Source organism: Streptomyces sp. NPDC058051 (genome assembly GCF_042885475.1).
In the GTDB taxonomy this organism is placed as follows: Bacteria; Actinomycetota; Actinomycetes; order Streptomycetales; family Streptomycetaceae; genus Streptomyces.
Map to the genome: position 1 here is coordinate 625,929 of NZ_JBHVRW010000001.1, position 26,466 is coordinate 652,394.

General features: G+C 69.6%; 23 protein-coding genes and 3 pseudogenes. 18 read left to right on the forward strand and 8 right to left on the reverse strand.

All coding sequences use genetic code 11. The annotated features are described in order from the left end of the window. Window positions 1-4 precede the first annotated feature (4 nt). The 9 genes from ACFVUT_RS02615 to ACFVUT_RS02655 all read left to right on the forward strand — a co-directional run bounded on the left by ACFVUT_RS02615 (window position 5) and on the right by ACFVUT_RS02655 (window position 8,468). Entirely contained in the window at window positions 5-442 is a 438-nt protein-coding gene (locus ACFVUT_RS02615) for a roadblock/LC7 domain-containing protein (RefSeq protein WP_389643055.1), read from the forward strand. After that, a complete protein-coding gene (locus ACFVUT_RS02620; protein ID WP_389643058.1) occupies window positions 439-822 on the forward strand; it encodes a DUF742 domain-containing protein in 384 nt (127 codons plus the stop codon). Before ACFVUT_RS02615 ends, ACFVUT_RS02620 begins: the two co-directional genes overlap by 4 nt. Beyond that, window positions 794-1,414: an ATP/GTP-binding protein gene (locus tag ACFVUT_RS02625; RefSeq protein ID WP_389643061.1), complete on the forward strand. Its 621-nt coding sequence runs from the start codon at window positions 794-796 to the stop codon at window positions 1,412-1,414. Before ACFVUT_RS02620 ends, ACFVUT_RS02625 begins: the two co-directional genes overlap by 29 nt. A 23-nt stretch (window positions 1,415-1,437) precedes the next feature. Further along, a complete protein-coding gene (locus ACFVUT_RS02630) occupies window positions 1,438-2,703 on the forward strand; it encodes a cytochrome P450 (protein WP_389643064.1) in 1,266 nt (421 codons plus the stop codon). 164 nt (window positions 2,704-2,867) lie between these two features. Beyond that, window positions 2,868-3,947 carry a polyprenyl synthetase family protein gene (locus ACFVUT_RS02635; RefSeq protein WP_389643067.1) on the forward strand — a complete coding sequence of 360 codons (1,080 nt, stop codon included), beginning with the start codon at window positions 2,868-2,870 and terminating at the stop codon, window positions 3,945-3,947. 47 nt (window positions 3,948-3,994) lie between these two features. Next, window positions 3,995-5,548, forward strand: a complete 1,554-nt coding sequence (locus ACFVUT_RS02640; protein ID WP_389643071.1) for a prenyltransferase/squalene oxidase repeat-containing protein — start codon at window positions 3,995-3,997, stop codon at window positions 5,546-5,548. Between the two features lie 60 nt (window positions 5,549-5,608). Continuing rightward, window positions 5,609-6,973 carry a cytochrome P450 gene (locus tag ACFVUT_RS02645; protein ID WP_389643073.1) on the forward strand — a complete coding sequence of 455 codons (1,365 nt, stop codon included), beginning with the start codon at window positions 5,609-5,611 and terminating at the stop codon, window positions 6,971-6,973. Beyond that, entirely contained in the window at window positions 6,970-7,953 is a 984-nt protein-coding gene (locus tag ACFVUT_RS02650; protein ID WP_389643075.1) for a terpene synthase family protein, read from the forward strand. The genes ACFVUT_RS02645 and ACFVUT_RS02650 overlap by 4 nt, the downstream gene beginning before the upstream one ends. 254 nt (window positions 7,954-8,207) lie before the next feature. Next, a complete protein-coding gene (locus ACFVUT_RS02655) occupies window positions 8,208-8,468 on the forward strand; it encodes a hypothetical protein (protein WP_389643078.1) in 261 nt (86 codons plus the stop codon). A 405-nt stretch (window positions 8,469-8,873) separates the two neighbouring features. On the opposite strand, the gene thpR is transcribed toward ACFVUT_RS02655, so the two are convergent. After that, window positions 8,874-9,551, reverse strand: coding sequence for an RNA 2',3'-cyclic phosphodiesterase (thpR, locus tag ACFVUT_RS02660; RefSeq protein WP_389643081.1), 678 nt, complete (start codon window positions 9,549-9,551; stop codon window positions 8,874-8,876). A 266-nt stretch (window positions 9,552-9,817) separates the two neighbouring features. Between thpR and ACFVUT_RS02665 the strand changes: the two are divergent. Then, window positions 9,818-10,039, forward strand: a pseudogene (locus ACFVUT_RS02665) (NAD(P)/FAD-dependent oxidoreductase); the annotation flags it as partial. A 145-nt stretch (window positions 10,040-10,184) separates the two neighbouring features. Further along, window positions 10,185-10,259, forward strand: a pseudogene (locus tag ACFVUT_RS02670) (cytochrome P450); the annotation flags it as partial. A gap of 26 nt (window positions 10,260-10,285) precedes the next feature. Here ACFVUT_RS02670 and ACFVUT_RS02675 read toward each other — a convergent pair. The 3 genes and pseudogenes from ACFVUT_RS02675 to ACFVUT_RS02685 form a co-directional block, all read right to left on the reverse strand. Continuing rightward, window positions 10,286-10,450, reverse strand: a complete 165-nt coding sequence (locus ACFVUT_RS02675) for a hypothetical protein (protein WP_389643646.1) — start codon at window positions 10,448-10,450, stop codon at window positions 10,286-10,288. Window positions 10,451-10,499: 49 nt separating this feature from the next. Then, a pseudogene (locus ACFVUT_RS02680) lies at window positions 10,500-10,670 on the reverse strand (helix-turn-helix domain-containing protein); the annotation flags it as partial. Window positions 10,671-10,754: 84 nt separating this feature from the next. Then, window positions 10,755-12,230: a DHA2 family efflux MFS transporter permease subunit gene (locus ACFVUT_RS02685; RefSeq protein WP_389643084.1), complete on the reverse strand. Its 1,476-nt coding sequence runs from the start codon at window positions 12,228-12,230 to the stop codon at window positions 10,755-10,757. Window positions 12,231-12,376: 146 nt separating this feature from the next. Here ACFVUT_RS02685 and ACFVUT_RS02690 point away from each other — a divergent pair, with 146 nt between their 5' ends. Then, on the forward strand, window positions 12,377-13,039 hold the full coding sequence (locus ACFVUT_RS02690; RefSeq protein ID WP_389643087.1) for a TetR/AcrR family transcriptional regulator: 663 nt from the start codon (window positions 12,377-12,379) through the stop codon (window positions 13,037-13,039). Between the two features lie 51 nt (window positions 13,040-13,090). On the opposite strand, the gene ACFVUT_RS02695 is transcribed toward ACFVUT_RS02690, so the two are convergent. Then, window positions 13,091-13,285, reverse strand: coding sequence for a hypothetical protein (locus ACFVUT_RS02695; protein ID WP_389643090.1), 195 nt, complete (start codon window positions 13,283-13,285; stop codon window positions 13,091-13,093). Between the two features lie 96 nt (window positions 13,286-13,381). Then, complete coding sequence (locus ACFVUT_RS02700; protein WP_389643093.1) at window positions 13,382-14,593, reverse strand: Dyp-type peroxidase; 1,212 nt, start codon at window positions 14,591-14,593, stop codon at window positions 13,382-13,384. Between the two features lie 30 nt (window positions 14,594-14,623). Here ACFVUT_RS02700 and ACFVUT_RS02705 point away from each other — a divergent pair, with 30 nt between their 5' ends. Beyond that, a complete protein-coding gene (locus ACFVUT_RS02705; RefSeq protein ID WP_389643095.1) occupies window positions 14,624-15,991 on the forward strand; it encodes a nitrous oxide reductase family maturation protein NosD in 1,368 nt (455 codons plus the stop codon). Between the two features lie 105 nt (window positions 15,992-16,096). Here ACFVUT_RS02705 and ACFVUT_RS02710 read toward each other — a convergent pair whose 3' ends face one another. Further along, entirely contained in the window at window positions 16,097-16,918 is an 822-nt protein-coding gene (locus ACFVUT_RS02710; RefSeq protein WP_389643097.1) for a hypothetical protein, read from the reverse strand. 283 nt (window positions 16,919-17,201) lie between these two features. Next, the gene (locus ACFVUT_RS02715) at window positions 17,202-19,976 is read right to left on the reverse strand and encodes an SdrD B-like domain-containing protein (protein WP_389643100.1); all 2,775 of its coding nucleotides are present in this window, start codon (window positions 19,974-19,976) and stop codon (window positions 17,202-17,204) included. Window positions 19,977-20,421: 445 nt separating this feature from the next. Between ACFVUT_RS02715 and ACFVUT_RS02720 the strand changes: the two genes are divergently transcribed. The 5 genes from ACFVUT_RS02720 to ACFVUT_RS02740 all read left to right on the forward strand — a co-directional run bounded on the left by ACFVUT_RS02720 (window position 20,422) and on the right by ACFVUT_RS02740 (window position 26,245). Further along, window positions 20,422-21,615, forward strand: a complete 1,194-nt coding sequence (locus tag ACFVUT_RS02720; protein ID WP_389643103.1) for a histidine kinase — start codon at window positions 20,422-20,424, stop codon at window positions 21,613-21,615. Beyond that, complete coding sequence (locus tag ACFVUT_RS02725; RefSeq protein ID WP_389643106.1) at window positions 21,615-22,289, forward strand: response regulator; 675 nt, start codon at window positions 21,615-21,617, stop codon at window positions 22,287-22,289. Before ACFVUT_RS02720 ends, ACFVUT_RS02725 begins: the two co-directional genes overlap by 1 nt. A gap of 170 nt (window positions 22,290-22,459) precedes the next feature. Next, window positions 22,460-22,891: a hypothetical protein gene (locus ACFVUT_RS02730; protein WP_389643108.1), complete on the forward strand. Its 432-nt coding sequence runs from the start codon at window positions 22,460-22,462 to the stop codon at window positions 22,889-22,891. A gap of 22 nt (window positions 22,892-22,913) precedes the next feature. Continuing rightward, a complete protein-coding gene (locus tag ACFVUT_RS02735; protein WP_389643110.1) occupies window positions 22,914-23,675 on the forward strand; it encodes an ABC transporter ATP-binding protein in 762 nt (253 codons plus the stop codon). Next, a complete protein-coding gene (locus ACFVUT_RS02740; RefSeq protein ID WP_389643113.1) occupies window positions 23,675-26,245 on the forward strand; it encodes an FtsX-like permease family protein in 2,571 nt (856 codons plus the stop codon). Before ACFVUT_RS02735 ends, ACFVUT_RS02740 begins: the two co-directional genes overlap by 1 nt. Window positions 26,246-26,466: the final 221 nt, after the last annotated feature.

Consider the following 26,466-nt stretch of genomic DNA (forward strand, 5'->3'; position numbering starts at 1 on the left):
CACTGTGACCCTGTCTGAAGCCCACGAAGCGACCGGCCCGTCCGCCTGGGTTCTGAAGCCCATCACCGAAATTCCTGGTGTCCGGCACGCCCTGACCATGACTCTCGACGGGATGGTCCAGGCCATATCCGAGAACCTCACCAAGGACGAGGCAGACGGTATAGGTGCGATGACTGCCGCTTTGCACTCCTCCTCCCGTGCCGCCACCAACTGTGTTCTGGGAGTAGCTCCAAGCACTCCGCTCAAGACCGTCACCTCACACAACGATGAGGGTATCTACATGGTCATGCCGGTCGGCGAAGGAACCAACACCCTGATCGCGGCAGCGGGCGATCAGGACATGCCCATGGGGGTGGTCGCGGCCACCATGGCCCGCCAGGCGATGAAACTCGGGGAACAGATCATGTCCGTTCCGGCCCGCACCAGCGACGGGGCGTCATGAGCCGCGGCCAGGAACAGCGACGTCTGCTTCCGGCCTACCTGGCCACCGGGACCAGTCCCACCACCGGCCTCTCGGGCACCCTCGATTCGCTGGCGGCCCTGCGTGCCAGTGGTCTGCCCCTCGCCAGTTACCACACGACGGTGCACCGGCGTGTGGTCGAGCTGCTCACCGACGGCTCTCTCAGTGTCGTCGAACTGGCCGGCTATCTCGGCCTCCCGGTCAGCGTGACTCTGGTGCTCGCCGAACAACTCGTCACTGACGGTCAGTTAAAAGCCACGGTTCCCATTCCGGACGCTCTGCGCGCGTCACACGATGGCCGACCGTCGAAGCAAGTCTTGGAAGAGGTTCTGAGTGGACTCCACGCTCTCCTTGCCGCCTAGCTCGCCTCCCGTCTACCTGCCTGAGGGGGAACACCGAAGGATCAAGATCCTCGTCGCAGGCCCGCTCGGTATCGGCAAGACGACGGTGGTCAGGTCGCTGTCGCAGATTCCGACACTGCACACCGACGAGGTCATGACGAACGCCGCGGTCGCCACTGACGACCTCAGCCACGATGTCCTGCGCGACAAGACCACCACTACGGTCGCCATCGACTTCGGCCGGCTGACCCTGCCGGGCGACAAGATCGTTCTGTACCTGTACGGAACTCCCGGGCAGCGCCGCTTCCTGCCTCTGTGGGAAGGCATCGCGTACGGAGCACTCGGTGCTCTCATCCTGGTCGACACCCGGCGGCTCAAAGATTCCTGGGAGGTGATGGAACTCATCGAGGAGCGCGGTTTGCCGTACGCCGTCGCTGTCAATGTTTTCCCCGACTCACCCAAGTACGACCTGGAGCTCATCCGTTCGAAGCTCGACCTTGCCCCGGAGACCCCACTGGTCACCTGTGACGCACGAGAGAAGAAGGGCGGCCTCAACGCCCTCGTCCAGCTGACTGCCCATTCCATAGCCGTTGCCGGAGTCGAAGCCTCGTGACACTCACACCATCCGAAGCACCTGTGTCCCTGCATGGGACCGAGCACGCCGCGAACCCGCAGCGCAGCTATGAACGGCTGCGGTTGCAGGGGCCGGTCGGCGTAGCCGAGGTGGCGCCCGGTCTCGTGGTCCACCTGGTCACCGACTACCGGGCCGCCCTCGATCTCCTCCAGGACGCCGATACGTGGACCAAGGACACCCGGAGCTGGTTGCCGCAGGTGCCGGAGGACAGCCCGATCCGGCCCCTGGTGGAGTGGCGGCCGAGCCTGTTCTTCGCCGACGGCGAGGCACACGCACACCTGCGACGTGTGATCACGGACAGCTTCAGTCTCCTGGACCCCAACGATGTGCGTGTCCTGACGTTCCGCTACGCCGACACGCTGCTCCAGGAATTCGCTGATACCGGGACCGCCGACCTCGTCCGCCAGTACGCGCAGCAGCTGCCCCTGATGGTCTTCAACGCCCTGTTCGGTATGCCGGACGAGGAGGGGCCGCGGCTCGTGTGGGCGCTGGAGGCGATGATGGACGGCGATCCGGAGACGCAGGCAGCGGGCGGGCAGTCGTTCGGCGCCTACCTCGAAACGCTCTACCGGGCCAAGGCGGCGCAGCGCGGCCACGACCTGACCTCCTGGTTCATCGATCATCCCAACGGGCTGAGCCAGGAGGAGGCCGTCCATCAGATCCTCATCACCCTCGGTGCCGGGAACGAGCCGCTGGGCAATCTGATCGCCAACACGCTCGTCCGCATGCTCAGTGACGACCGGTACTTCGGCACCCTGACCACCGGGAGCCTGCCCATCCAGCACGCCATCGATGACGCGCTGTGGCACGACGCGCCGCTGGCCAACTACAGCGTCCACTTCCCCAAGAAGGACGTGACCTTCCACGGCACCCGCATTCCAGCGGGCTCGCCCGTCATGGTGTCCTACGCCGCCGCCAACACCTGCCCGCACTCGGGCATACCGGCGGACGGCTACCGCTCGGGGAACAAGGCGCACCTGGCCTTTGCTGCAGGGCCCCATGCGTGTCCCGCCCGTGACGTCGCCACGTTGATCGCCACCGCCGCCATCGAGAGGCTGCTGACCTACCTGCCGGACATCGAACTGAACGTTCCCGCCGACCAGCTGACGTACCGCCCCGGGGCTGTGCACCGTACACTCACCGCGCTCCCGGCCCGGTTCACCCCGCTGACCCCCGACGCCGACGGGGCCACTCCCTGGAGCCGGAGCCCCTCCCGCCGTGAGCGGGACACACCACCGGCCCCGACGTCAGGCAGCGACAAGGCGTAGAAGCCGTATCACCTGCCGTCGGACGTCGTGTCGCGGTGGTGCCGCCCGGGAGCCGGCCGGCACCACCGCGACAGCCCCAGGAACGAGACGCGGGTCCGTGGCCCCGTCCTCTGCAAGAACGGAACCGCAACGACGGTTCTCGAACGAAAGAGGATCAACCGCCAGTGACGCAAACTCTTCCCACCGGGCTGCCCGACCTCTCTTCCCTGCGACAGGAGGTGGGTGCGGCTCTGACCGGATTCCTGGACACCAAGGAACGAGCTGCACCAGGAGCCGAGCTCCTCTACCTGACCACCGCCCTGCGCGGGTTCCTGACCGGCGGAAAACGACTGCGGTCCCTGCTGTGTCTGTACGGATGGCAAGCCGCCGGAGCGACAGGCGACATGACTGCTGCCGTTCGCGCTGCTGCCAGCCTCGAACTCTTCCAGGTGTTCGCCCTGGTACACGACGACGTGATGGATGACAGCGACATCCGCCGCGGCCGGCCGGCCGCCCACCGCGCACTGGCCACCGCGTACACCGAGAGCGGCGGCCCGGGAAGCAGGGCCCAGGCGCACGGTCTGGGCGCGGCCGTCCTTCTCGGGGACCTGGCCCTGGTGTGGTCCGACGAACTCCTGCGCACGGCGGAGCTCAGCCCGGAGCGGCTGGCACAGGTGCTGCCCCTGGTGGCCGAAATGCGGAGCGAGGTCATGTACGGCCAGCTCCTGGACCTGCAGTCCACCGGCCGCCTTGCCGGCGACCTGGATTCGGCCCTGCACGTCATTCGATACAAAACGGCTAAATACACCATAGAACGGCCACTGCATATAGGGGCGGCAGTGGCCGGAGCCACCCCGCCCGTACTCGATGCCTGCACCGCCTTCGGCATACCGCTTGGAGAAGCGTTTCAGCTGCGGGACGACCTGCTCGGGGTCTTCGGTGATCCCGCCAAAACGGGCAAACCGATACTGGATGACCTGCGCGAGGGCAAGGCCACCGTCCTGATGGCGCTCGCGGTCCAGCGCGCCTCCACGACCGAACTGAGAACGCTGCGCGAGCTCGTCGGCCGAAGCGACCTCGACGAGGAACACGCCGCCGCGATCCGCACGATCCTGAACTCCACCGGCGCCCGGCAGACCGTGGAGGAAATGATCAGCACGCGACGGGCGGCCGCCCTCGCCGCCCTGGACAACGCCCCCTTCCCGGGAAGTGCCACAGCCTCCCTGCGCCGGCTCGCCCTGGACGCAACAACCAGGCAGACATGAGGCATCGCCAGACACCGTCATCACCACCCCGAGGAGGAAGTCACCCCATGAGCATCAGCACGACCATCGACACGTCCTACGCCGAACGAGCCACCAGCCTGGTGGCCGAGATCGACCAGGACAGATGGGGAAGCGTCGGTCCCTCCCTGTACGAGACGGCCCGCGTCCTGTCGGCAGCGCCATGGCTGCCCGGGGAACCGCGGCGGATCACGTACCTGCTGGAACAGCAGGCACCCGACGGCAGTTGGGGGGAGGGACCGCTGCCCTACCGGCTCCTGCCGACACTCAGCGCGGTGGAGGCCGCACTGGCGGTCCTGCGAAGGGGCGCCACATCCGCAGAGGTCACCGGCCGGCTCACGACCGCTGCGCACAAGGGACTCGACGTACTGCGGTCACTGCCACCGGTGAGCGCGTGGCCGGACACGGCCGCAGCGGAAATACTCATACCCAGCCTGGTGGCCGAGATCAACGAGAAGCTGGACTCCCTCGCCGCCGACGAGGGCATGCCAGGTCTCGGTGGCCTCCGGCTGCCGGTTCCGGACGGTTTCCACGGGTCGGCACCCGCTGCCGTGGCCAAGCGGTACGAGTCGGCGGACAACCTGCCCGTCAAGTTCCACCACACGTTCGAAGGCATGGACAGCTACATACCGCCGACCCTCGTCCCCGACATCGAAGGCCTGCTGGGCAGCTCGCCGGCCGCCACCGCAGCACGGGCAGCGCGGTCACCCGCCGCTACCGCTCAGGCCGTCGCCGACCTCACCGCAGTGGCGCAGCGCTACGACGGTCTCTTCCCCGAGGCCGCGCCCCTGCGCGTGGTCGAACGGCTCTGGGTCGCCGCCGCGCTCGCCCGCGCCCACCTGCCCGCCGGCGCTCTTCCCGCCATCCGCGGGTGGGCCGAGGAGATCTACGATCCTGAAGGTGTGCGCGGCGCGCCCGGCCTCATGACCGATGCCGATGACACCGCCATGTCGGTGCTGGTTGCCTCGCTCGTCGGTCTGCCGTACGACCCGGCACCGCTGGACCTGTTCCACAACGGCAGCCACTACGACTGCTACATCGGCGAGGACACCGGATCGGTCACCGCGAACGCCCACGCCCTCCAGGCCCTCATGAGCTACCTGCGGCGCTTCCCGACGGCCGAGGCCACATACGGCCCCCGAGCGGCGAAGCTGAGCGACTGGCTGATCGGCCGGCAGCAACCCGATGGGCGCTGGACCGACAAATGGCATGCCTCCCCCTACTACGCCACCGAGCGGTGCGTCACCGGGCTTACTCGGCACGGCGGCCATGACGCGTCCAAGGCCGTCCAGGCGGCTGCCGCGTGGACCGCTGACACTCAGCGCGCCGACGGCTCCTGGGGTGTATGGGACAGCACCGTCGAAGAGACCGCATACGCGGTCAAAATCCTGCTGAACGCCGCCACCCCCACACCGCAGCACACCCGGGCCCTGGACCTCGCCGAGAGCTACCTGCGCGCCGCCTCGGACCCCAGCCACCGACACCCCGCCCTGTGGCACGACAAGACTCTGTATGCGCCCACCGCAGTGATCGAGGCGGAGGTGCTTGCCGCACGGGAGATGCTGCGCACCCGTTGCAACTGAGCGGAGCGCCATCACGCCCAAGGACCGCACCAACCACAAGCGAGTGAAAGAGACGGGCACATGACTGCCGACCTGCGTACTGCACCGATCGCCCCCGGCCGGATACCACTCATCGGGCACACCGCGCCTCTCCTCAGGGACCGCCTGGCCTACGTCCAACGCCTTCGCACCTACGGGCCCATCGTGCAACTCGTCATCGGCCCGAAGAAGAAGATCACTGTGATCAACTCGTTCGAGCTGCTCCAGGAGATGCTCACCCGCAAGTCCGACCACTTCAACAAGGGTCTGCTCTTCGACAAACTCAAGATTTTCGGCGGAGATCCCCTGCCGGTCGCGGAAGGCAAACCGCACCTGCAGCGGCGCCGCCTGATGCAACCGGCCCTGCACCGTGAACACGTCAAGGATTACATCGAGACCATGCGGGCCACAGCGGAACCCTCCGTCTCGGCCTGGCGCGATCAGGAAATCCTCCATGTGTCCAACGAGATGCAGCTCATGGCCCAGGGGGTCGTCATGGCGGCGCTCTTCTCCTCGAACCCGGAGCGCGGACAGGCACAGACGATCCTCGACAGCGTCGACACGGTCTTCAAGGCCGCTCTCATGCACGCCATGGTGCCCATCTCCGCACTGGAGCGACTGCCCACCCGCGGCAACCGCAGAGCCCGCGCCGCCAACACCGTCCTGCACCGGACCATCGCGGACATCATCGCCGACCACCGGGGGAACCCGGACGCCTACGACGACCTCGTCTCGCTCCTCATGACCGTCCAGGACGGGGCAGGCGGAAACCTGAGCGACGAAGAGATCACGGCGGAGATCACCGCCCTGCTCGCCGCCGGCTCCGAGACCACCGCGGTCACCCTCGCATGGCTGTTCCACGAGATCGCCCGCAACCCGGAGCTGGAGCGCAGGCTCCACGAAGAAGTCGACACCGTGCTCGCCGGAGACGAGCTCACCGCCGAACACATACCCCAACTCACGTTCACCCGCAGGCTCATCGACGAGACCCTGCGCCTGCACAACCCCGCCTGGATCCTGACCCGACGGACCACCTCACCCGTGCAGCTCGGGGAGTTCGACCTGCCTGCGGGGACAGACGTGATGTGGAGTCCGTACGCGATGCACAGAGATCCGGACCTGTACCCCGACCCGCTGCGTTTCGACCCCGATCGCTGGCTGCCCGAGCGCCCCCAGCCACCCAGGGGGGCTTTCATTCCGTTCGGGGTCGGCAAGCGGATGTGCATCGGCGACCAGTTCTCCCTGATGGAAGCCGTCGTCATCACGGCACTCATCGCGTCACGCTGGCGGTTGCGGCCGGTACCCGGCACGACCGTCCGGCCGGTGCCGGAGATCACCGTGCATCCCTCCTCCCTCGACATGATTGCCGAGCCCAGAAAGCACGCGGTCACGGAGAGCACGGTATGAACGACTCCCCCCGAACTTCGGCATCCGCGCCCAGCGCCTCCCTCCCGATGCCGGACCTCCAAGGTTCCTTTCCCGGTCCCTTCGCAACCAGCCCGCATCTCGAAGCCATCGAGCAGCACACCACCGACTGGCTCCACACCTTCCCCCTGGTCCGCTCACCGAGCGAGCTGAAGACCCTCTGCAACATCACGGCCCAAGGGGTGGCTCGCGTCCTCCCGACGGCTGACCAGGACGGCGTCTTCCTCTGCGCCGATCTCTTCCTGTGGCTCACCGCGTTCGACGACACACACGGCGAGGCCGAAGGAGCCCGTGACACCACCCGCCTCGTCCGCCGCATCGGCCAATATGTCCACCTCCTCGCCGGCCACGACGAACCGGCGGGCGAGACCGACGCCTACACCGCCGCACTACGGGACCTCCTTCACCGGTTCCGGGAGCAGGCCACACCCACGCAGTACCTGAGGCTCACCGCGCACCTGCGGGACAATCTCTTCGGCATCCTTTGGGAGGCCCATCACCTCGACAGACCCGACCAGGTCACCCTGAGCGACTATTGCGCGATGCGCCCACACACCGTCTTCGTCCGGACCGTCATGACGACCGCGGAAGCCGCGCTCACGTACGAACTCACCGAGGAGCAGCGAGCCTCGGCAGCCGTGCGGGAACTGGAGAAGGCCGTTGCCGACCTCGCCGGATGGATCAACGACCTCGCCTCGTACGCGAAGGAGACAGCGCGCGGCGGCCCGGCACCTCTGAGCCTGCCGACACTGCTGATGCGACACCACGAGTGCGACCTCGAAGAGGCGTTCCGCCTGGCCTCCCGCATGTGTGAGGACCAGGCATCCACCGCACGCCATCGAATCACCGAACTCACCACCAACAGCACGAGCCCACTCGCGGATCACGCTCGCGCACTGGAAGCGGTCGCGGCCTCCTACCTGTGGCACATCGGGCATGCCCGCTACAAGCAGTCCGACTGAGCCCCGTGACCAATTCTGGCCAGACATTCCGCGTCCGCCGCGAGGCGCTGGATGTGCAGGCCATCGGCGAGCGCCTCCCCAATGACCGCCACTGCCGCCGCCCCCGGAGACAGCGGACTCCGCGTCACAGGCGACCACGTGGACCTCCTGCGCTCCGCCGCCCACGACCTCGATGCCGTCGATCAGAGATTCGGGGGCGACCGTCTGTGGCGCGGGGCGCCGGCAACTGCGGGGGCGCTGAAAAGATACTGCCCATGAATGACAGCGCCCCTGGCCAGAAGGCCCGCAATCTGCTTTCTCAGGCATCCCAGCACCCGGTCGCCAGTCCCCAGCGCGACGCTCTGGTAGCCGAAGCTGCCGTGTGGGCACGGCTGGACCACGCAGCCTGCATGGACAACTACACAGCCGCAACAGCCGACATCGAGTCGGCCCTGACCTCCCTCGCCGACACCCTGCAGAAACTTGACAGTACAGTCGGCGACCTGACCAAGCACACCCCGCGTTCCGGCAGGTGAACCGGCGGACCTCCAACTGGAGTACGACGCATCGCCCCGCACTCCTCCACGCGGCAGGGCAACCTCGTACCCGCGCTGGTGGACACTGCGGATGACAGCGCCGGCACCATCGGTGACAGGGGAGTGGAGACGGCTCACCTCGGCGGTCAGGTGTCCGACCTTGGTGTCGCACGCCGGCCGACGCCGAACGTGAGCCCCTGAGGAGCAGTGGCATCGCCGGCGTCGGTGTGCGAGGCCCGGGGTTTGAAATGGCGCATGTTCTCCGGGGCAACTGCACAACGGATCTCGCCGGAGCAGGTCGACGGCGGCCGTCGTGCGCGGCTGGTTGCCCGGGGCGTGCATCTGTAACCAGAGGAGCATGTGCCGACCCGCCTCCTGACCGGCGGGGTAACCGTCTGAGCGGGGTCAGGGCGCGTGGGGCTGAGCGGGCATCATCGTGGGGCCCGAGCCGTCCTGGTGCTCATGCACAGCAGTCTGTGGCGGTTTCGGGTCGGGATGCCTTTGCCCAGTGACGAGGGACCATGCGTCGATGTCCTGATAGCTACGCGGGCCTGGGTGGTCTCTCACCGTGCTGCCGACCAGGTGGAGGCGTTCGGTCTGCCAAGGGCGTCCGGTGAAGCCGTCGAGGCAGGCGGCTGCCGCCGTTACGGACGCGTTGTCGTAGCGGCGAGCGCGGGCCAGCGTGAGGTGGGGGCGCAGCGGACGTTCGGCGAAGGCGACGCCGCAGTCCCTGATCCGCGCCCGTACGGCTTGGGCCAGCTCGTGCAGTTGGTCGAGATCGCCCTCGACGCCGCTCCACAGGACTCGCTCGTCGAAGTGTCCGCCACCGAGGAGTGCCAGTTCGAGAGAGGGGCGGGCAGCCGCCAGGTCGGCGAGGGGTGAACGAAGCCGGTGGACGGCCTGCACCGGCAGCTCGCCCAGGAAGGCCAGGGTGATGTGCCAGTCCTCGATGCGGTTCCAGCGCAGGTAGGGATAGGCGGCGTAGGCTGGGCTCAGTGCCTGCGCCAGCTCGTTCTTCGCATCGTCGGGCGGTGCGAGGGCGATGAACGCGTGCTGGGTGGCGGTCTGCGGCGGTTCGGTCACGGATGCCTTCTTACCTCATGCGTTCGTTCACTGTGGACCCGGCCGCGCCGGGCCCACCCCGCCGCCGGACCAGCCACAGGGACCGCCGCCGATGATCGCCGGACGGGGCCGCCGCGTGCTGCGCCCGGCCGCCGAGCACGCCGACATCATCGGGTTCCCCGGGACCGCGCCCGTACACGACGGCGACGGGCTGCGGAGCAGCGGACATCCTCGGCGGCGACACCGTCCGCTGCCGGCCGGTCCCTTACTTCTGATCCGACCAGTATCAGGTGCGCATCCAGGTCTTCGCGTCCGTCTCCGCGCGGTCCTCGGTCCGGATCGTCGAAGGGGCGCTCGACAGTCGCCGGATCGTCGCCCACGCCGAGGTGGCCGGGGGGCTCGTCGGCGTCGTCGGCTGGAACTCCGCCGGCCGCGTACGCACGGCCCGCAGGCTGCTCGCCGCAGCGGGGACCGACCCGGCGGCGGCCCTCTCCTCCCGCCCAGTGTGAACCCTCGGACACCGATCTGGATCAGGACCTCGATGGGCAGACCGTGAAGGAGGGGGAGCGGGGCGTCCTGTCGACGCTCTCCGCCAACCACGGCTCCGATCTGGTGCCCGACGATCCCGACCGGATCGACGTCCGGCGCAAACCGGTGGCGCATCTAGCCTTCGGCTACGGCGCTCATCATTGCGTCGGCCAGCAACTCGCCCGCCTGGAAGTGCAGATCGCGCTGCCTGCACTGCCGCGGCGGGATCAGGCCCGCGCACACTTCCGCGCGGCGCCCGTGTCATCCACGGCCGTCAGCAGGACGTGTCGGCGCAGGATCGCGTGCACCGTCGACACGGCCGGCACGGGCGAGACGCCCTGCCGCACCAGTTCGTTGCGGATGCGGCGGGCGCCCCACGCGGCGCGCGTCACGGATGCGCACGATGAGTTTCCCCGTCGAACGTGCCGTTTGCAGCGGGGAGTTCAATGGCTTGCGCGAACGAGGGGCGAGTCCGCCCGGACGCAGGGCGAGGAACCGGTCGCGGTGGACGTAGAAGGTCTTGCGGGAGATTCCGTTGCGTCGGCAGACCTCCGTGACGGACAGCCGGTCGCGTTCCGGGGCGAGGAGGATGTCGATCCACCGCTCGGACAAGGGGCATCACCTTCCATTCGGGCTGTCCTGTCATGACGTGCCGACCGGCGTCGATGCCGTGGACGCGGGCCGGCACGCCATCGCTCACCTGGCGGACTGTTCGCCACCGACCTGGGCGGCTGCCGGGGGGACCTCGGCGTCGTCCGGCCCGGCGGGCGGCGCGGGCGGGGGAGTGGGCTTCCCCGGGATGAAGAAGGTCGCGACGATCATGACGACAAGTGCCGCGATGACGGCCACGTAGGCGTGCTGGAACCCGGCGACGGGACGGTCGGCGCCCGCGTTCTGCATGAGCAGGGCCACGAGGGCGATGCCCAGGGAGGCACCGAGCTGATTGAGCATGTAGAGCACCGAACTGCCCTGCGGGACGAGCGCCGGCGGCAGCGTCCGGTACACGGAACCGATGACGGGCGCTCCGGCCGAACCCGTGCCGATGCCGAGCGTGAACGCGGCGAGCAGCGGCCAGAACTGGCCGGTGTCGGCGTCGAACCGGGAGAACGCCAGCGAGCTGAGGAGCGCGATCACGGCACCCGTCATCGCGAGATTGCGTGAGCCCCAGCGGTCGGACAGCCGGCCCGCCAGCGGCATGACCAGCGCGGATCCGACGCCGAACGGGGCGAGCCGGAGTCCGGCCTCGAACACGCCGGTGCCGCGCACCTGCTGGTAGTAGAGCGGGATCACGAAGATGCTCGCGAACGTGGCGATGCCCAGAATGGCCGCGGCGACGACGCTCGCGGTGAAGCTGCCGCGCGTGAACAGCCGCAGGTCGATCAGCGGTGGCGTCTTGCGTCCCCGAAGGGCGTGCACCGCGTAACCGGCCAGCAGGACGACGGCGGCAGCCAACGGAAGCAGCACCTGCCAGGTGGTGAACGTGCCGCGGAGCGCGACTTCCGACAGTGCGAGCACACCGACGGCGACGCCCGGGCCCATGAGCGCGACGCCGACCACGTCGAGCTTGCCGACAGACGCCTGCTCGTCGGGGGAGTCGGCGGGCAGGCTACGGCGGGCGAGGAGGAAGGCAGCGATCACGATCGGTACGTTCACGAAGAACATCCAGCGCCAGTCGAGGCCCTGCAGGATGACACCGCCGACGATCGGGCCGAGCACCGGCCCGGTCGAGCTGACGATGCCCATCACCCCCATCACCCTGCCGATCCGGGCCGGGCCCGCGGCGCGTGCGAGCAGCGTGAGCATCAGGGGATCAAGGAGCCCGGCGCCGAAGCCCTGGAAGACGCGGAAGGCGATGAGGCTGCCGATGTTCCAGGCGAGACCGGAGGCGACGGAGCCGACCATGAACAGCACCAGGCCGGACAACCACAGCTTCTTGCCGCCGACCTTGTCGACGGCCCAGGCCGTGACGGGGATCGTCACGGTCAGTGCCAGCAGGTAGCCGGTGGAGACCCAGCCTGTCGCGGTGATCGAGGCATCGAACCTGGTGGACAGGGTGTCCACCGCGACGGCGGCCATGGAGCTGTCGAGGATGCCCATGATCCCGCCGACGAGGATCACACCGATCGTCCGGCGTAAGGCCGAATCAAGCTTGTCTTCCAGAGGGTTGGTCATGGTCATCTCCTGGTGTCCACTGACGTCAGCGCCTTCGAATTGAACCGGCAGGTTCAATCTAGCAACCTCATGAGGAACGAAACGGACGGTTCAGGAAATCTGTATCCGCGGGTTCACTCGGCGAGGTGGGCGGTTACCCTGGGGGCATGACATCAGCGGCGGCACCAGCAGCGAAGACGCGCCCGCGGGGGCGCATCGACAAGCGGAACGCGATCCTCGGTGCGGCGTTCGATGTCTTCGCCGAACACGGCTACGCGCAGGCTCTGGTGCAGGAGATCGCGGAGCAGGCGGGCGTCGCCAAGCCGACGGTCTACAACCACTTCACGGACAAGGAAACGCTCTTCCGGGCCAGCCTCACGGCGGAGGCGGAGGCCGTGATGCAGAAGAACATCGAGGTGCTCGACCGGCTGCGCTCACCCGGCGACGATCTGCGCGCGGCGCTCTCCGAGGTCTCCCTGCGCCTCGCCCGCTCCTGTTGCGACAAGCGCTCCCGCTCGCTGCGCTGGCTGACCTACGCGCAGGTCGCCAGGTTCCCGGACCTCATCGAGATCGTCCAGGGCTGCACCTCGCTGCGGATCAGCGAGGCTCTCGCGGACCGGCTCGCCCGGCTCACGGTCTCGGGGCGGCTGCGGCCCTGTGACCCCGCACTCGCGGCCGAGCAGCTCCTCGCCCTGATCACCGGCCCGCTGGAGGTCCGCTCGCGGCTCGGAACCCGCAGGCTCGGTTCCGCGGAGCTGCGCGAGCTGGCCGACGCCGCGGTCGATACCTTCCTGCACGCCTACGGGCCCGGGACTCCCGCGGCGGGCTGACCGGCCCGCCGTGGTGGCAACTCCTCCCGGTTCCTTGCGCCATGCGCCTCCTCAAGCCGTAGCGACCTTGAGGAACGCCTCAGTCGCTTCGTCCAGACGTCGTGCGGCCGCCGCGTCGAAGTCTGCTGTCCGCACGTCCAGCTCACGCCCCTCGATGAACGCGCTGAGCGGCTGTCGGGGCGGACGATCGATGACCGCGGCGATCGGCTCCAGTGCCTGCGCGATCGACTTCGCTGTGCGCTGCATCTCCTCGATGTGGCGGCGCGTCGCCACATCGTACTGGCCTGCTATACGGCCGCCTGGTCGCTCATGTGGCCGAGGAGAGGGGGAGTGAGGCGGGCTTCATGTCCAGAGCTGTTCGCCGAGAGTCCCGGCGGGTGCGGTGCCGGGCAGGACGTAGGCCACGGCCGAGGCGCGATGTTGGAGGAAGGGGGTGAGGGCGTCGCGGGCGGCCAGGCGGTTCTGGACGCGGGTGAACTGGGCGGGGTCGCGCATGAAGGCGCAGAAGAGGAGGCCGCGGTCGGTCGGGCCGTCGTCGTAGCTGTAGCTGCGGCGGAGCATACGGGCGCCGGCGTCGAAGCGGGGGCTGGCGAGACGCACATGGGCGGTGGCGGGGATGACGTAGGAACCGTCGGGGTTCTTGGCGTAGATGTCCGGCTCGTCATGCTCGGCGGTGCCGCTGAGGGGGACGCCGTCGCGGGCGCGGCGGCCGATCACTCGGTCGTGCTCGCCCTCGGGGAGGGCCGCGAAGCCGGTGACGTCCATGCGGATCCTGCGGTAGACGAGAACGGTGCCGTTCCGGTGGGCTCCGGGCGGGCCCCAGATCCACTGCTCGGCCGCCGCGTGATCGGGGTTGGCGATGCCGTCCTTGGAGCCGAACAGGTTGCGAGGGGTGGTGCCCGGAGGCATGAGGGGCAGGAAGCCGGACTGGGTCCAGCGCGGCACGGCGCCGGCGGCGTGCGCGGCCCTGCCGACGAGTTCGGAGACGATGGTGAGGGTCCAGCGGTCGGCTGCGCACAGTTGGATCAGAAGATCGCCGTTGCTGCGGTGCGGGTCGAGGCGGTCGCCGGGGAAGGGCGGCAACATGCCAAGGGAAGCGGGGACGTTGAGTTCGAGGCGGGTGGCGAGGGCGGGGCCGATGCCGACCAGGGAGGTGAGCCGGGTCGCGCCGCCGCCCTGGAGTCGCGGGTCCGACGGGGCGTCGGAGGCCGCGGTGGCGAGCGTGAGGGTCAGCGTGTCGAGGACGCTGCGCAGGATCTTCCGGCCGGTGGCGGCGGAGGTTTGAGGGAGGTCGAGGGAGAGCAGATGCGTCGCCGGTTGCTGGGGCGCCGTGACACCCGCCTGCCGAGCGCCGTGGAAGAGGATCGCGGTCTCGGCCGGCGGTGCGCCGGCGGTGGCACGGCCGGCTGTCCGGCCGTCTCTCGCCAGTTCGTCGGCCGCCGCGCCGATCCCGGCGGCGAGCACCGCTCCGCCGGCGAGCAGTGCCCGGCGCCGCCCGACATGGGTTGCCGCGGGGCTCGATGAATCCTGCGCATTTCCCTGTTCAGTGGGCATACGCCTATTGGAGACGATAAAACAACTGCCATGCAAATCCTGTCTGCAGAAGGCATGTTGGCGCGTACGGCGGTTTCGGTGGCGGTGTTCCGGGCGGCGCTGTGTCTGTCGGTGCTGGTCGTCTTGGTCGCGATGGTGGCCACCGGGTGCTCCGGTACGGGGTCGACATCGGCCGATGCGCGGCATCCGGCGGGGAGCGTGTTGCGCGTTCCGCAGGACTTCCGCTCGGTGCAGCAGGCCGTGGACGTCGCTCGTGAGGGTGAGACGGTGCTGGTGGGCCCGGGTGTGTACCGGGAGAGCGTGCGCGTCACCAGGCCCCGCGTGGTGCTGCGCGGAACGGACCGCAACGCGGTGGTCTTCGACGGCGGTGTGCGTCTGGCCAACGGCATCACCGTGACCGGCGCCGGCTCGGTGGTCGAGAACCTCACCGTGCACGGCTACCTCGCCAACGGTGTGCTGTTCACCGGCGTCACCGACGAGCGGTTGCAGCAGCGCGGCGCCGGCGGCTCCGCCTACGACCCGCTGGACACCTCCCGCTTCCCTCCCGTCCGGGGCTTCCGTGCGACCCGGGTGACGTCGTACAACAACGGTCTGTACGGCATCTACGCCTTTGACGCGCGCGACGGGGTGATCGAGGACTCCTACGCCTCCGGGCACGCCGACTCGGGCATCTACGTCGGCCAGTGCAAGCCCTGCGGCACCGTCGTCCGTGGCAACACGGTGGAGCGCAACGCGGTCGGCATCGAACTGACCAATGCCTCGGACGGCCTGTCGGTGCTGGGTAACCGCGTTTCCCGCAACCGGGTCGGCGTCACGGTCAACTCCAATGACCTGGAGGCCCTCGCCCCGCAGCACGGCGCGGTGATCGTGGGCAACGTGGTCGCCGACAACAACGCCGCCGACACGCCCGAGCAGGCGGACGGGGGCTTCGGTATCGGCATCGGCATCGGCGGCGGCACGGAGAACCGTGTCCAGCGCAATCTGGTCCGGGGCAACCGGGCGGCCGGGGTAATTGTCACCGACCCGCCGGGGCATCCGGCGAGCGGCAATCGCGTCGAGGGCAACCGCGCCACCGGCAACGGCATCGACCTCGTGCTGGCCTCGGCCGACCCCGGCAACTGTTTCGCGGGCAACCGGCCCGACACCCAGAGCCCGAACGGCCTGGAGGGTCGCGCGGGCTGTGGCCATCGCGGCCGGGGCGCGCTGCCCACCGGCCGGACCGCGCCGGTGCAGGCGCCGCCCGGCGTCCCGTTCAGCCAGGTGACGGCCCCGCCCGCCCAGCCGTCCATGCCGGACCCGACGGCCCCGGGCAGCCCGGCGACCGGCCTGCCCGGGGCCGTCGACGCGGCCGCGTACCCGCTCCCGAAGGACGTGGACGCCGTGCCGCACTCGCGCTGAGCACGATGTTGCGGTGGACTCGGTCCCCGTTCACCGTGCCGCCCCGAAGGGTGGGCCAAGGAGGGGCGTCGGCAACCGTAGCCGGGGCGCATCGGCACGGAGGTGTCAGCTGGTGGCCCATGGCGCCTCGGGGAGCTTCGCGCGGGCGTCGCGTCCGGAGAACTCCAGGGTGGTCGGGGTTCCCAGGCCCGAGATCCGCATCGTCACCCGCCGGAGGCCGCCGTCGCCGTCGATCCAGTACGTCAGCGGCGAACGTCCGCCGTCAGGCCCCGCACCGGGCGTGGCGCCCTGGGCTCGCGGCCCGGCGAACCGGTCGTAGCTGCGGCCGTCGATGCGGTCGCGCCCCAGTCGGCGAGCCCCGGACTGTGCGAGCAACAGCGGGTTGTCGGGGCGGTTCGCGCCGAGCCCGATCAGCAGTTGGAGCCCGGCGTCCAGGGGATCGGTCGTGTAGGAGCGCGCGGACCAGCCCGAGCGCGGGATGTGCTCGGCCTGTTGCCAGGCCGGGCTGTTGTCTCCCTTGGGCGCAGGGGCCAGGCCGAGGCCGCCGGTGTCCCAGACGATCAGGCCGTGGTCGAGTTGCCCGGTGGCGGGTCCGGAGGTCGCGGAGGATCCGGTGACCTGGTAGCTCCCCACGGCCCGGTGGGTTCGGTAGTCCACGACCCCCTTGACCCGCACCGCCACTCCGCCGCCCTCGGTGGCGGTGAGGGTCACCGTCACGGGACTGGCCTGGTACAGATTCAGCCGCGACAGCGCCAGCCTGGACGCCTCCTCCGTCGTCACCGGCCGTTCGGTGGCGGTGTCGTCGGAGAAGGTCCGGTAGGCGGCCAGGCCGCCCACTGCGACACCGCACGCCGTGATCGCGATCAGTGTTCTCAGCCAGAGGGCCCGACGCGGCGTACGGCCGTTGGTCTTTCTCTTCCGAGCCATGCGGTCGCCTTCTCTCGTCGGTCGGTCACACAGGAGAGCGGGTTCGCGAACCGCTGGTCCGCGAACCCGCCCAGTCCGGCCCGGTGGGTCACCGGTGCCGGTCGCCCCGCTTCGGGACAGCCCTTCAGGCTGTGTCTGACGAATCCCGCCTGCCCGGCGGCGCCTGACACGCACGCTCGCTGCGTTGTCAGGATCGTCCGAGTAGGCCCACTACGAGGACGACCCTCCGCCTTGCGATCGCACGCGCCGGACACCGCCGGCCCCGCCCTCCGGGCGGACGGCGCTATGTGTCGGACACGGCCCAGCGGTGCTGTGCCCTTCGCCTGCGCATCAGTACGACCAGAGCCCCGCCGAGGGCGGTGAGCGCGGCGCAGCCGGCCAGGGCCAGCAGAACCGCCTGGCTCATGCCGGTGGACGCCAGGCCCGAGTTGGACGCGTGGCCCTGTGCACCCGGTGCACCCGGGGCGCCTGGAGCCCCCGGCGAACCCGGTTTGCCCGGTGTCGGCGTCGGAGCGGGGCCGGGCAGCCGCTGGTTGACCGCGGTCACCGAGACCCCTTCGTCAAGGTTGTCGGAGGTCAGTACCAGCGGCCCGAACACCGCCACGTCGGGCACGGCGTACCCATCGGGCGGGCTGACCTCCTGCCAGTAGTACGTCCCCGGCGCGCCGGCGCCCTGGCAGATGCCGTCGGTCCCGGTCAGGCAGGGCTTGTCGACCGGCGTGTCCGGTTCCGTCCCGGTGGCCTGCAAGCCGTCGGAACCATTCGTCTCCTTCCACAGCTGGAACTTCGCCTTCGCCAGCGGCTTGCCGTCCTGGTCGTGCTTGACCAGGCGCAGCACGCCTTCCTGTTGCCGGAAACCGAAGTCGTAGGTGTGGTCATTCTCCCCGGGCCCGCCGGTGGTCAGTGCCCGCTCCGGGAACTTCGCGTCGCGTGGGACGATTCCCTTGGAGTCGATGAAGTGGTTGTCGCCGACATCCGCGTCCGTTGGCACCCACTGGTAAAGCGGGCCGCCCTTGGCGTAGTCGGCCGGTTTGTCGAGGCGGATGGTGTACTTGGTCCTCGGCTTCAGGCCGCCGGTGACATTGGAGTCGTCGAAGTAGTATTCGCCACGCGCCGTCGTCTCGGTCGTGCCCACGAGCTTGCCCGACTCGTCGTACAGGTTGACGGTCGCGCCCACGACCGGCCGCTGCCCCGGGTTCTGGATGCCCTTGCGCTCGGGGTCGTACCAGACCCGGTTGCCGATCTGGAGCGGGGCCTGGTCGCAGAGCACCTCCAGGTCGCCCATCGAGGCGCCCTTGCCGAACGGGGCCACGGTGTCCGGCGGGTTGAGGCGCAGGCCGAACTCCGGGTCCTGCGTGCCATCGCGCCGGAGGAACGACGTGCCGTACCCGAGGGCGGTGTGGTTGGGGTCGAATGCGGAGGTCGCGATGGTGTTCTCGGCCTTGGAGAGCGCCATGCCGGCGAATGCCGTGTTGCGGTGACCACCCCAGCTGGTGTCGAAGAACCGGGTGCCCCGAGGGGAAAGCCCGCAGCCGTTGTTGGTGTCCATCACATACGTGCCGTCCGCCGGGCAGGCTTTGTTCAGGTCACCGCCCGACATGACGATGGCGGCGGAGTTCGGCGTGGGACCGGCCGGCGCGCGGTCGCCGAAGCGGTCGCGGAAAGCCAGCAGCATCGAGCCGTCGGTCTCGAAGGCGATCTCGCCCAACTCCGGTTCGGGTTGGGCGATGGTGGAGTTGCCACACGGCCGGCCGTCCTGCGAGACCGGGTAGGTGCTCGTCCACGGGAACCAGCCCGCGCCGTCGCACGGGCCGGCGCCGACCGTCGAGCCGCGCGGGTAGTCCAGCGGCTGGTTCAGCACGGCTTTCTGGAAGGTGCCGGTGCCCAGGTCGAAGGGCAGAACCACCGCGCGCAGGTCCGAGGCCTTCCCGGTGGACTCGCCCGAGCAGACCCCGCCGAGGTAGCCGGTGCCGTCCTGCATCCCCAGGCCGAAGGGGCGCCAGTCCGCCGCCGCCGGACAGCCCGGGTCCGGGATCGCGTAGACGGCCTTCGGCGTCGCCGCGGTCGCCACCGTGGCGTCATAGCGGTAGAGCTTGCGGTTGTTGAGGTTGACGACGAACAGGTCCTTGCCGTCATCGGTGATCTTGATGCCGCCCAGGCTCTCCTTGCCCGGCACGGTGAGGAAGGCGTCGTCAGTACCCGAGCCGTGCGCCGTCGTCCCCGCGTCCGGGACAACGGTGAACAGGGTGGTCTTCTTCTGCGCGGGATCGGTCACATAGATGCCCCCGGCGCCACCCGGACCGTAGTCCGTGGTGCGCTTGGCCAGCGCCGAGGAGAAGACCCGTTGCTCGGCCTTGTCCCACGCGATGCCGAACAGCGTGCCGGTCTCGGCGTTGGTGGCGATGTTCGTGACATTGACGTCGACGCCGTCCTGGCCGCGCGCGTCGTACGGGAAGGAGACCAGCGTGCGCTGAGTCCCGCCCTCGCGCGTAGTGGGCTGACAGGTCGTCACCAACGGTGCGTTCTTCTGACAGTAGTCACCGGGACTCCACAGCCCGGTGGTGTACGTCACGCTCTTCTCGTCGGAGAGGTCGACGAACTCCTCATTGCTGCTCAACTGGTCGGGTGCGCCGTCCAGTCCCTGGCGCGAGGCGAAGGCCGGGAACAGCACACCCGGCTTCGGATTCACCACCTGCACCCGGTACTTGCCGCTGGTGGTCCCGTCCGACTCGGGGGCCAGTGTCACGGTGCCGTCGGCCGCCGTGACTCCCTCGATACCCGTCCCGGCGTCGTCGGTGAGGGTCACCTTGACGCCCGCGATGCCGGGTTCCAGCGCGGGTTTCCACACGCCACTGTTGTCCACCGCCCGGATCACCCGGACCGTCACCGATCCGTCCCCCGCCTGCGAGTGCGCCGCAGGCGCGACGGCTAACGAGCCGCTACCGATTCCCAGGGAGAGCGCGGCCAGGCAGCCGACGGTGCGGCGACGGAGCGCGCCCGGCCGTCGCCGACGTGGCTCGGGCGCGGCTCCCTTCGCTTGTTCATTCGTAGATGTCATCTCCTGCTCTCAGCGTTCAGAAGGGCCTGACGCCCTGCTCGTGGGGGAGTACATAGAGATGCGGAGAACCGCCTTGCCAGCGATCTTAGAAGGGCTTTGGGCAAGATCGTGGCGGAATGACGAACTCGTCCTCCGCCAAAACCTCGCGCAATCGGTATCCACCCGCCGTCGGACACCCGTGCCACGTGGTGGGCGCGTTCGTGCGCCGCAACCGCTGAATCGTCGCCGACGCCGGGTGCCCTCGGTCCCTGAGACGTCCGGCGCCGCTGTGCGGCACGCCGGTCGCGCGCTGAGGCAGTATGGACGCGTGAGGGTATCGCCCTCATCGCGAAGTCCTCGCGGCCCGAAGGCACTTGTGCCGCAGGCCACGCGGTTGCGCTTTTGCCGGAGGAGAGAGGCACGAGGGTTGGTTGAGGGGAGGACGGTCCCGGTCTCGTCGGCCTGGATGGCGCTGTCCGGTCGGTACGGACGTGCCGTCGCCCGGGCCTGCGACATGGGTGTCGCGCTGGTGGTCCTGGTGGCAGCGGAGTACTACGGCGCTGAGTACGACCTGCTCCTGGGCGGGCTGATGGCACTGTGCCTGCTGGCCCGCAGACGGTTCCCCAGCACGGTGATGGCAGTCGTCCTGGCGCTGAGCGTTGTCCAGTTCGTCCTGTACGGACTGCCCGACTTTCCGCTGGCGTCGGCGCCGGCCTCGTACGACGTGGCCGTGCTGTTCGCCATGATGTCGGTCATCCATCATTCCCGGACGACCTGGATGCCGTATCTCGCGGGCGCCGTGGTGCTGCTGGCAACGGCGGCCGGGACGGTGGGGGTGCCGGCTCTCGGCATCGAGCCGTTCGTCGATCTCGAAACGCTCCTGATCTTCTGGGGACTGACGCTGACGGTCTGGCTGACGGCCTTCGCCCTGCACACGCGGCGCCTCTACGCCGAGAGCCAGGCGGCCCGCGCCCGGCACGTCGAGCGGGAACAGGAGCAGCGAGTCCGGCTGGCCGCGGCCCGGGAGCGGGCCGAGATCGCCCGTGAACTGCACGACGTGGTGGCGCACAGCCTGGCCGTGATGATCCTTCAGGCCGACGGCGCCGAGTGCGTGCTGCGGAAGTCGCCGGACATGGCGCAGTCCGCGCTGAAGACGATTGCCGCCACGGGCCGGGACGCGATCGACGACATGCATCGCATCGTCCGGGTGCTGCGCGAGGGAAACCCGGACTCCGCCGACAGCGGCCCGCCACGGCGCCTGGTCAGCCTCGACGAGATCCAGGTTGTCGCCGAACGCGCACGGACCGCCGGGCTGACCGTGGACGTGTCGGTCGAGGTCGGCGAAGGACGGCTGTCGCCGGCGGAGGAGATGACGGCCTTCCGTATCGTCCAGGAGTGCCTCACGAACGTGCTCCGCCACGCCGGAGCCGGGGCCGGGGTCGACATCCGGCTCCGTGAGGAGCAGGACACTCTGCTGATCAGCGTTATCGACGACGGAGCGGGCACCCTCGTCGGCAGCGGCGTCGGTGGGCACTCCGGAGGGAACGGACTCGTGGGGATGCGGGAGCGGGTGGAGTTCGCCGGCGGCAGCTTCGAGGCCGGCCCCCGGCTCGGCAGCGGATGGCACGTACGTGCCTCGATTCCGACAAGGACGAAGTGATGACGCAGGCAGGCAGGCCGATCCGGGTGGCCGTGGTGGACGACCAGCCGCTGATCCGGGCCGGTTTCTCCATGGTGTTGGCCGGTCAGGACGACATCGAGGTCGTGGGTGAGGCGGAGAACGGGGCGGACGCCCTCGACCTGCTGCGAAAGGTCGAGGCGGACGTCGTCATCATGGACATCCGCATGCCCGTCATGGACGGCATCCAGGCCACGGAGCAGCTGATGCGGATGGACGATCCGCCCGGGGTGCTGGTGCTGACCACCTTCGACAACGACGAGGACGCGTTCGCTGCGCTGCGCAGCGGAGCGGGCGGCTTCCTGCTGAAGAACGCTCCCGCCACGGAGGTCGTGAACGCCATCCGGGTCCTGGCCGCGGGTGAGTCGGTGGTGGCGCCGCGTATCACCCGGCTGCTCCTCGACCGGGTCTCCGACCGGCTGGGACCGGCGAACGGACAGGCCGAACGGCTCGACGTCCTCACCGCGCGCGAGCGGGACGTGCTCGCCCTGGTCGCCCGGGGACTGTCCAACGCCGAGATCGCGACGGACCTGTATGTCGCGCAGGCCACGGTGAAAACGCACCTGGGCAACCTCATGGCGAAGCTGCACCTGCGGGACCGTGCCCAGGCCGTCGCGTTCGCCTACGAGTCGGGGCTCGTCCGTCCCTCCCCCTGAGAGTGCAGGAGCGCCGCCGGGTTCTGCCCCTGGAGGCGCAGGAGCAACCTCGTCAGGCGTTGCAGATCCGCCGCGTGCGATCTCAGATTCGTGGCCGATGCCCGGCGGGCCGCCGAACTCCAGACTTCTCACTGTCGCCGAACGCGGCCGAGAACACACTGGAGGACCCGATGAACACCACGCCCACCACGCAGAATCGCAAGCGGAACCGCCTCGTCATCGGCGCGGTCACGGCCGTGATCGCCGCGGCCCTGGCCGCCGGGGCGGGGTACTGGTGGCAGGACCGCAACGAGCTCAGCCAGGCGTCCGCCGAGGACTGCCGGTTGGCGCAGCGCATCATCACCGAGGCCGAGGCGATCTCCACCGGCCCCGTACCGGACGCGGAGAAGTGGTGGAAGGAAACCGGCGACATGCGCCGCGCGCAGATGAAGGACGGCTACCTCGGAGCCAAGATCTCCCAGTACGAGGGGTGGGCGCTGGAGACCGCCAAGAAGTCCCCCGAAGCGCCGTCCACGAAGGACGTGAAGAACCTCCAGGAGGACACGCGGGGACACTGCTCGGATTCCGGCGTCACCCTCTCCATGCCGCCGCTCGGCTCCTGACCCGGATTGCGAGAACCGACCCATGGCTCTCCACACCGCCCGCGGCCACACACCGGACGACGTCATTACTGCCACCGCCTTGGTCAAGACGTACCGTCAGGGCACCGCCGAGGTGCGGGCCCTCGACGAGGTGTCCGTCGGTGTCCAGCGCGCCCGGTTCACCGCCGTCGTCGGCCCCTCCGGGTCGGGGAAGTCGACCCTGATGCACTGCGCCGCCGGACTCGACACCGTCACCTCCGGAAGCATCGTCCTGGACGGAACGGAGATCACCGGGTTGTCCGACCGGCAGTTGACCCGGGTGCGCCGGGAACGGATCGGGTTCGTCTTTCAGTCGTTCAACCTGTTGCCGCAGCTGACGGCCTACGAGAACATCGTGCTGCCCGTCACCATGTCCGGCGGGCGCCCGGACCGCGAGCTGGTGAACCATCTCTGCGAAGTCCTCGGCATCGCCCACCGGGTGTCGCACCGCCCTGCCGAGCTGTCCGGGGGCCAGCAGCAGCGGGTCGCGGTGGCCCGGGCGCTGGTGGCCCGGCCGGCGGTGGTCTTCGCCGACGAACCCACCGGCAACCTCGACTCCCGGGCCGGAGCCGAAGTCCTCACCATGCTGCGCCGGTCCGTCGACGACCTCGGCCAGTCGGTCGTGATGGTCACCCACGACCCCGTCGCCGCGCATTACGCGGACCGGGTGCTGACCCTCGCGGACGGTCGTGTCGTGAAGGACGAGCACGCCGCCCCCTCCGGGCAGGCCGCCGCACTGGCCACCGATGTCATGGGGAGGCGGTGATGAGGACGCCGTGGCGTGCGACCGTCCTGGGCTCCCAGGTGGCGGAACTCTTGAGGCGGCCCGGACGGTTCGCGGCGACCGGACTGTCGCTGCTGATCGCGGCATTCGTCGTCTTCGGGGCCGTCATGGCCCAGGAGATCATCACCGCGACCGTCGTCGAGAAGTTCCGCGGAACACCCGAAGCGGTGTCACTGGTGGTCCTGCCCGGCGACGACGGTGAGGACATCGGCGAGGCCCGCCTCCGCGAGGTCCGGAAGACGCCCGGAGTCACCGAGGCCGTCGGCCGGATGGACGGCGGCAGCCCGCTGGCCGGCAGCGCCGTCGAACGCTACCTCGATCTGTCCGCGGACCCGGGCACCGGCGCCTTGGCGGAAGTCCGGCTGCTCAACGGCACGTACCCCTCCGGCCCGGGCCGGCTCGCCGTCAACACCCAGGCCGCGAAGGAATACGATCTGGCCCCGGGATCGTCGCTCACCCTGCTGCAGCCCGAAGCCGACGGCGAAGGCACCCGACGGGTGCCGGTCGAGGTCAGCGGCATCGTCCGCAGCACCGCCACGACCGACGCGGAGCCCACGGGGTACGCCCCCGGCGCCCAACTCGGCGCGCTGCTCGGCGTGTCGGGCTACTCCCGCATCGACATCCGCGCCGACACCGCGTCCTCCGCGGCCGGTTCCGTGTCGTCGGAGCTGACGGAGCGGATCCGGCAGGCTGTGCCCGGAGCTCAGGTACGGCCCGGGGACGAGGTGCGGGAGGAGGAGGCCCGTGAGGCGGTGTCGGAGGCGAAGGACACCCTGGAGCTGGTCACCGTCTTCCTCGCCGTCGCCGTCGGCGCGGCCGTTCTCGTCGCGACCTCCACCTTCCGCATAGTCTTCGCACGGCGCGTACGCCAGCTGGCGCTGCTACGCGCCATCGGGGCGACCCCGCGACGGCTCGCCGCCGCGCTCGTCGTCGAAGGGGCGGTGGTCGGCCTGCTGGCCGGCACGACCGGTGTGCTGGCGGCCTGGGGCTGCGGTCACCTCATCCCTCCGGTCGCCGGGCGGTTCGGGCACGACCTGTTCGCCCCCTCCCACGTCCCGCTGACGGAGGCCGTTCTCACCATTCTCGGCACCGGCCTCCTGGCGATCCTGGCGGTCCTGGCCCCGTCTCTGACCGTCTCACGGGTCTCCCCGATGCAAGCCCTGCGCAGCGCGGCGTCCGAGGAGAGCGCGGTGAGCGGCATCGGACGGACCCTGCTGGGCCTGCTGTGCGCGGCCGGCGCCGCGCTGCTCGCCTGGCAGCAGTACGACGGGCTGCCCCAGCCGGGCGACACGCAGTACGACCGGTTCACGGCGCTGACCGTCGTGGTGCTCTCGGGCGGGCTGGCCTTCCTGGCGCTGATCGCCCTCGGCCCCCGTCTGGTCCGGCCAGTGCTGGCGGCCGTCGCCGTGCCACTGCGCCGCACCGGTGCGGCCGGGCGCCTCGCGGTCGCGGGCGTCGGGGGTGCGCCGGGCAGGGCGGCCTCGGTCTCGGTCGTCGTGGCCCTCGGCGTCTGTCTGGTCGGCTCGACTCTGACCTGCCTTGCCTCCTTGCAAGCCTACGAGCGGTACCGGCAGGCGGTAGAGGCACCCGCTGACTTCCTCCTGTACGGGAGAGACAGCGAGTCACTGGACCGGTCGCTGGCCGCCGATCTGTCTTCTCACCCCGAACTGACCGGCGTGAGCGCGTTCCGCACAGCGGAGGTCATCGACAGCGCCCACAGCGCGACGATCTCCGACCTCGACCTGGGCACCGTCCGCTCCGGCGTCCGCCTGACCGCCCGCACCGGCTCCCTCGACCCTCTCGAACCCTCCCACGTCGTCGTGGACGCGGACAACGCCCACCGGCTCGGGGTCCAAGCGGGCGACCGCGTGACGCTGAAGTTCAAGAGCCGCCCCGTGCACCTCATCGTGGCGGCGACACTGCCCGGCGCCGGCCCCTACGGAGGGAACTTCTTCGTCCCCGCCGCAGATCTCACCCGTATGGGAGTGGCCGCAGCGCCCACCAAGGTGACCGCCAACGCCTCGGAAGACGGCGCTCAGGGGCGGATACACGCACAGCGGGCCGTCACCGACACGTTGACCGGCCCGGAGCGCGGCGACGGCCGCGTCATCGCCGAGGACTCCGCCAGGCAGGCCGGAGAGTCGGACGACCTGCAGACGATGGCCACGACGGTGATCATGGTCCTGGGGCTGACCGTTCTGGTGGCGGTCGTCGGAGTCGCGACCACGGCAAGTCTCACCGTCGTCGAACGCAAGCGAGAGTTCGGGTTGTTGCGGGCCCTGGGGCTCAGCGGAGCGGCCGTGCACCGCATGGTCACGGCGGAATGCGCGCTCTACGGCGTACTGGGCGGAGTCCTCGGTCTGGCCCTCGCTATGCCCTACTCCTGGCTGATGATCCGTGTCGCCCGGACGAGCGCCCCGTTCAGCGTGCCGGCCGGGGAGCTCGCGGCGGTCTTCACCACCCTCCTCCTGGTAACCGCCGCCGCGGGAATGGTGCCCGCCCTCAGCGCCTCCCGGACCCCGCCTACAGTTGCCGTAGCCCGGACCGAGTAGCCGGAAATCGGGCGGGAACGCCCACCAGGGGGCAGGGGGTGGGTATGCCGCGTCGTCGGCGTGAGAGGGCATCTGATCAGCGTTCATGGCGTGTTGACTGATTCGCCGGTCTCGATTCGCCAGGTGGGGTGGATTCTCCTGTGAGCTCGCGGCTCATTTCGTTAGCCAGTACCCAGTGGATCACTGAGCTTCTTCGAGTTGGCCACCGATCGGGTGATTGT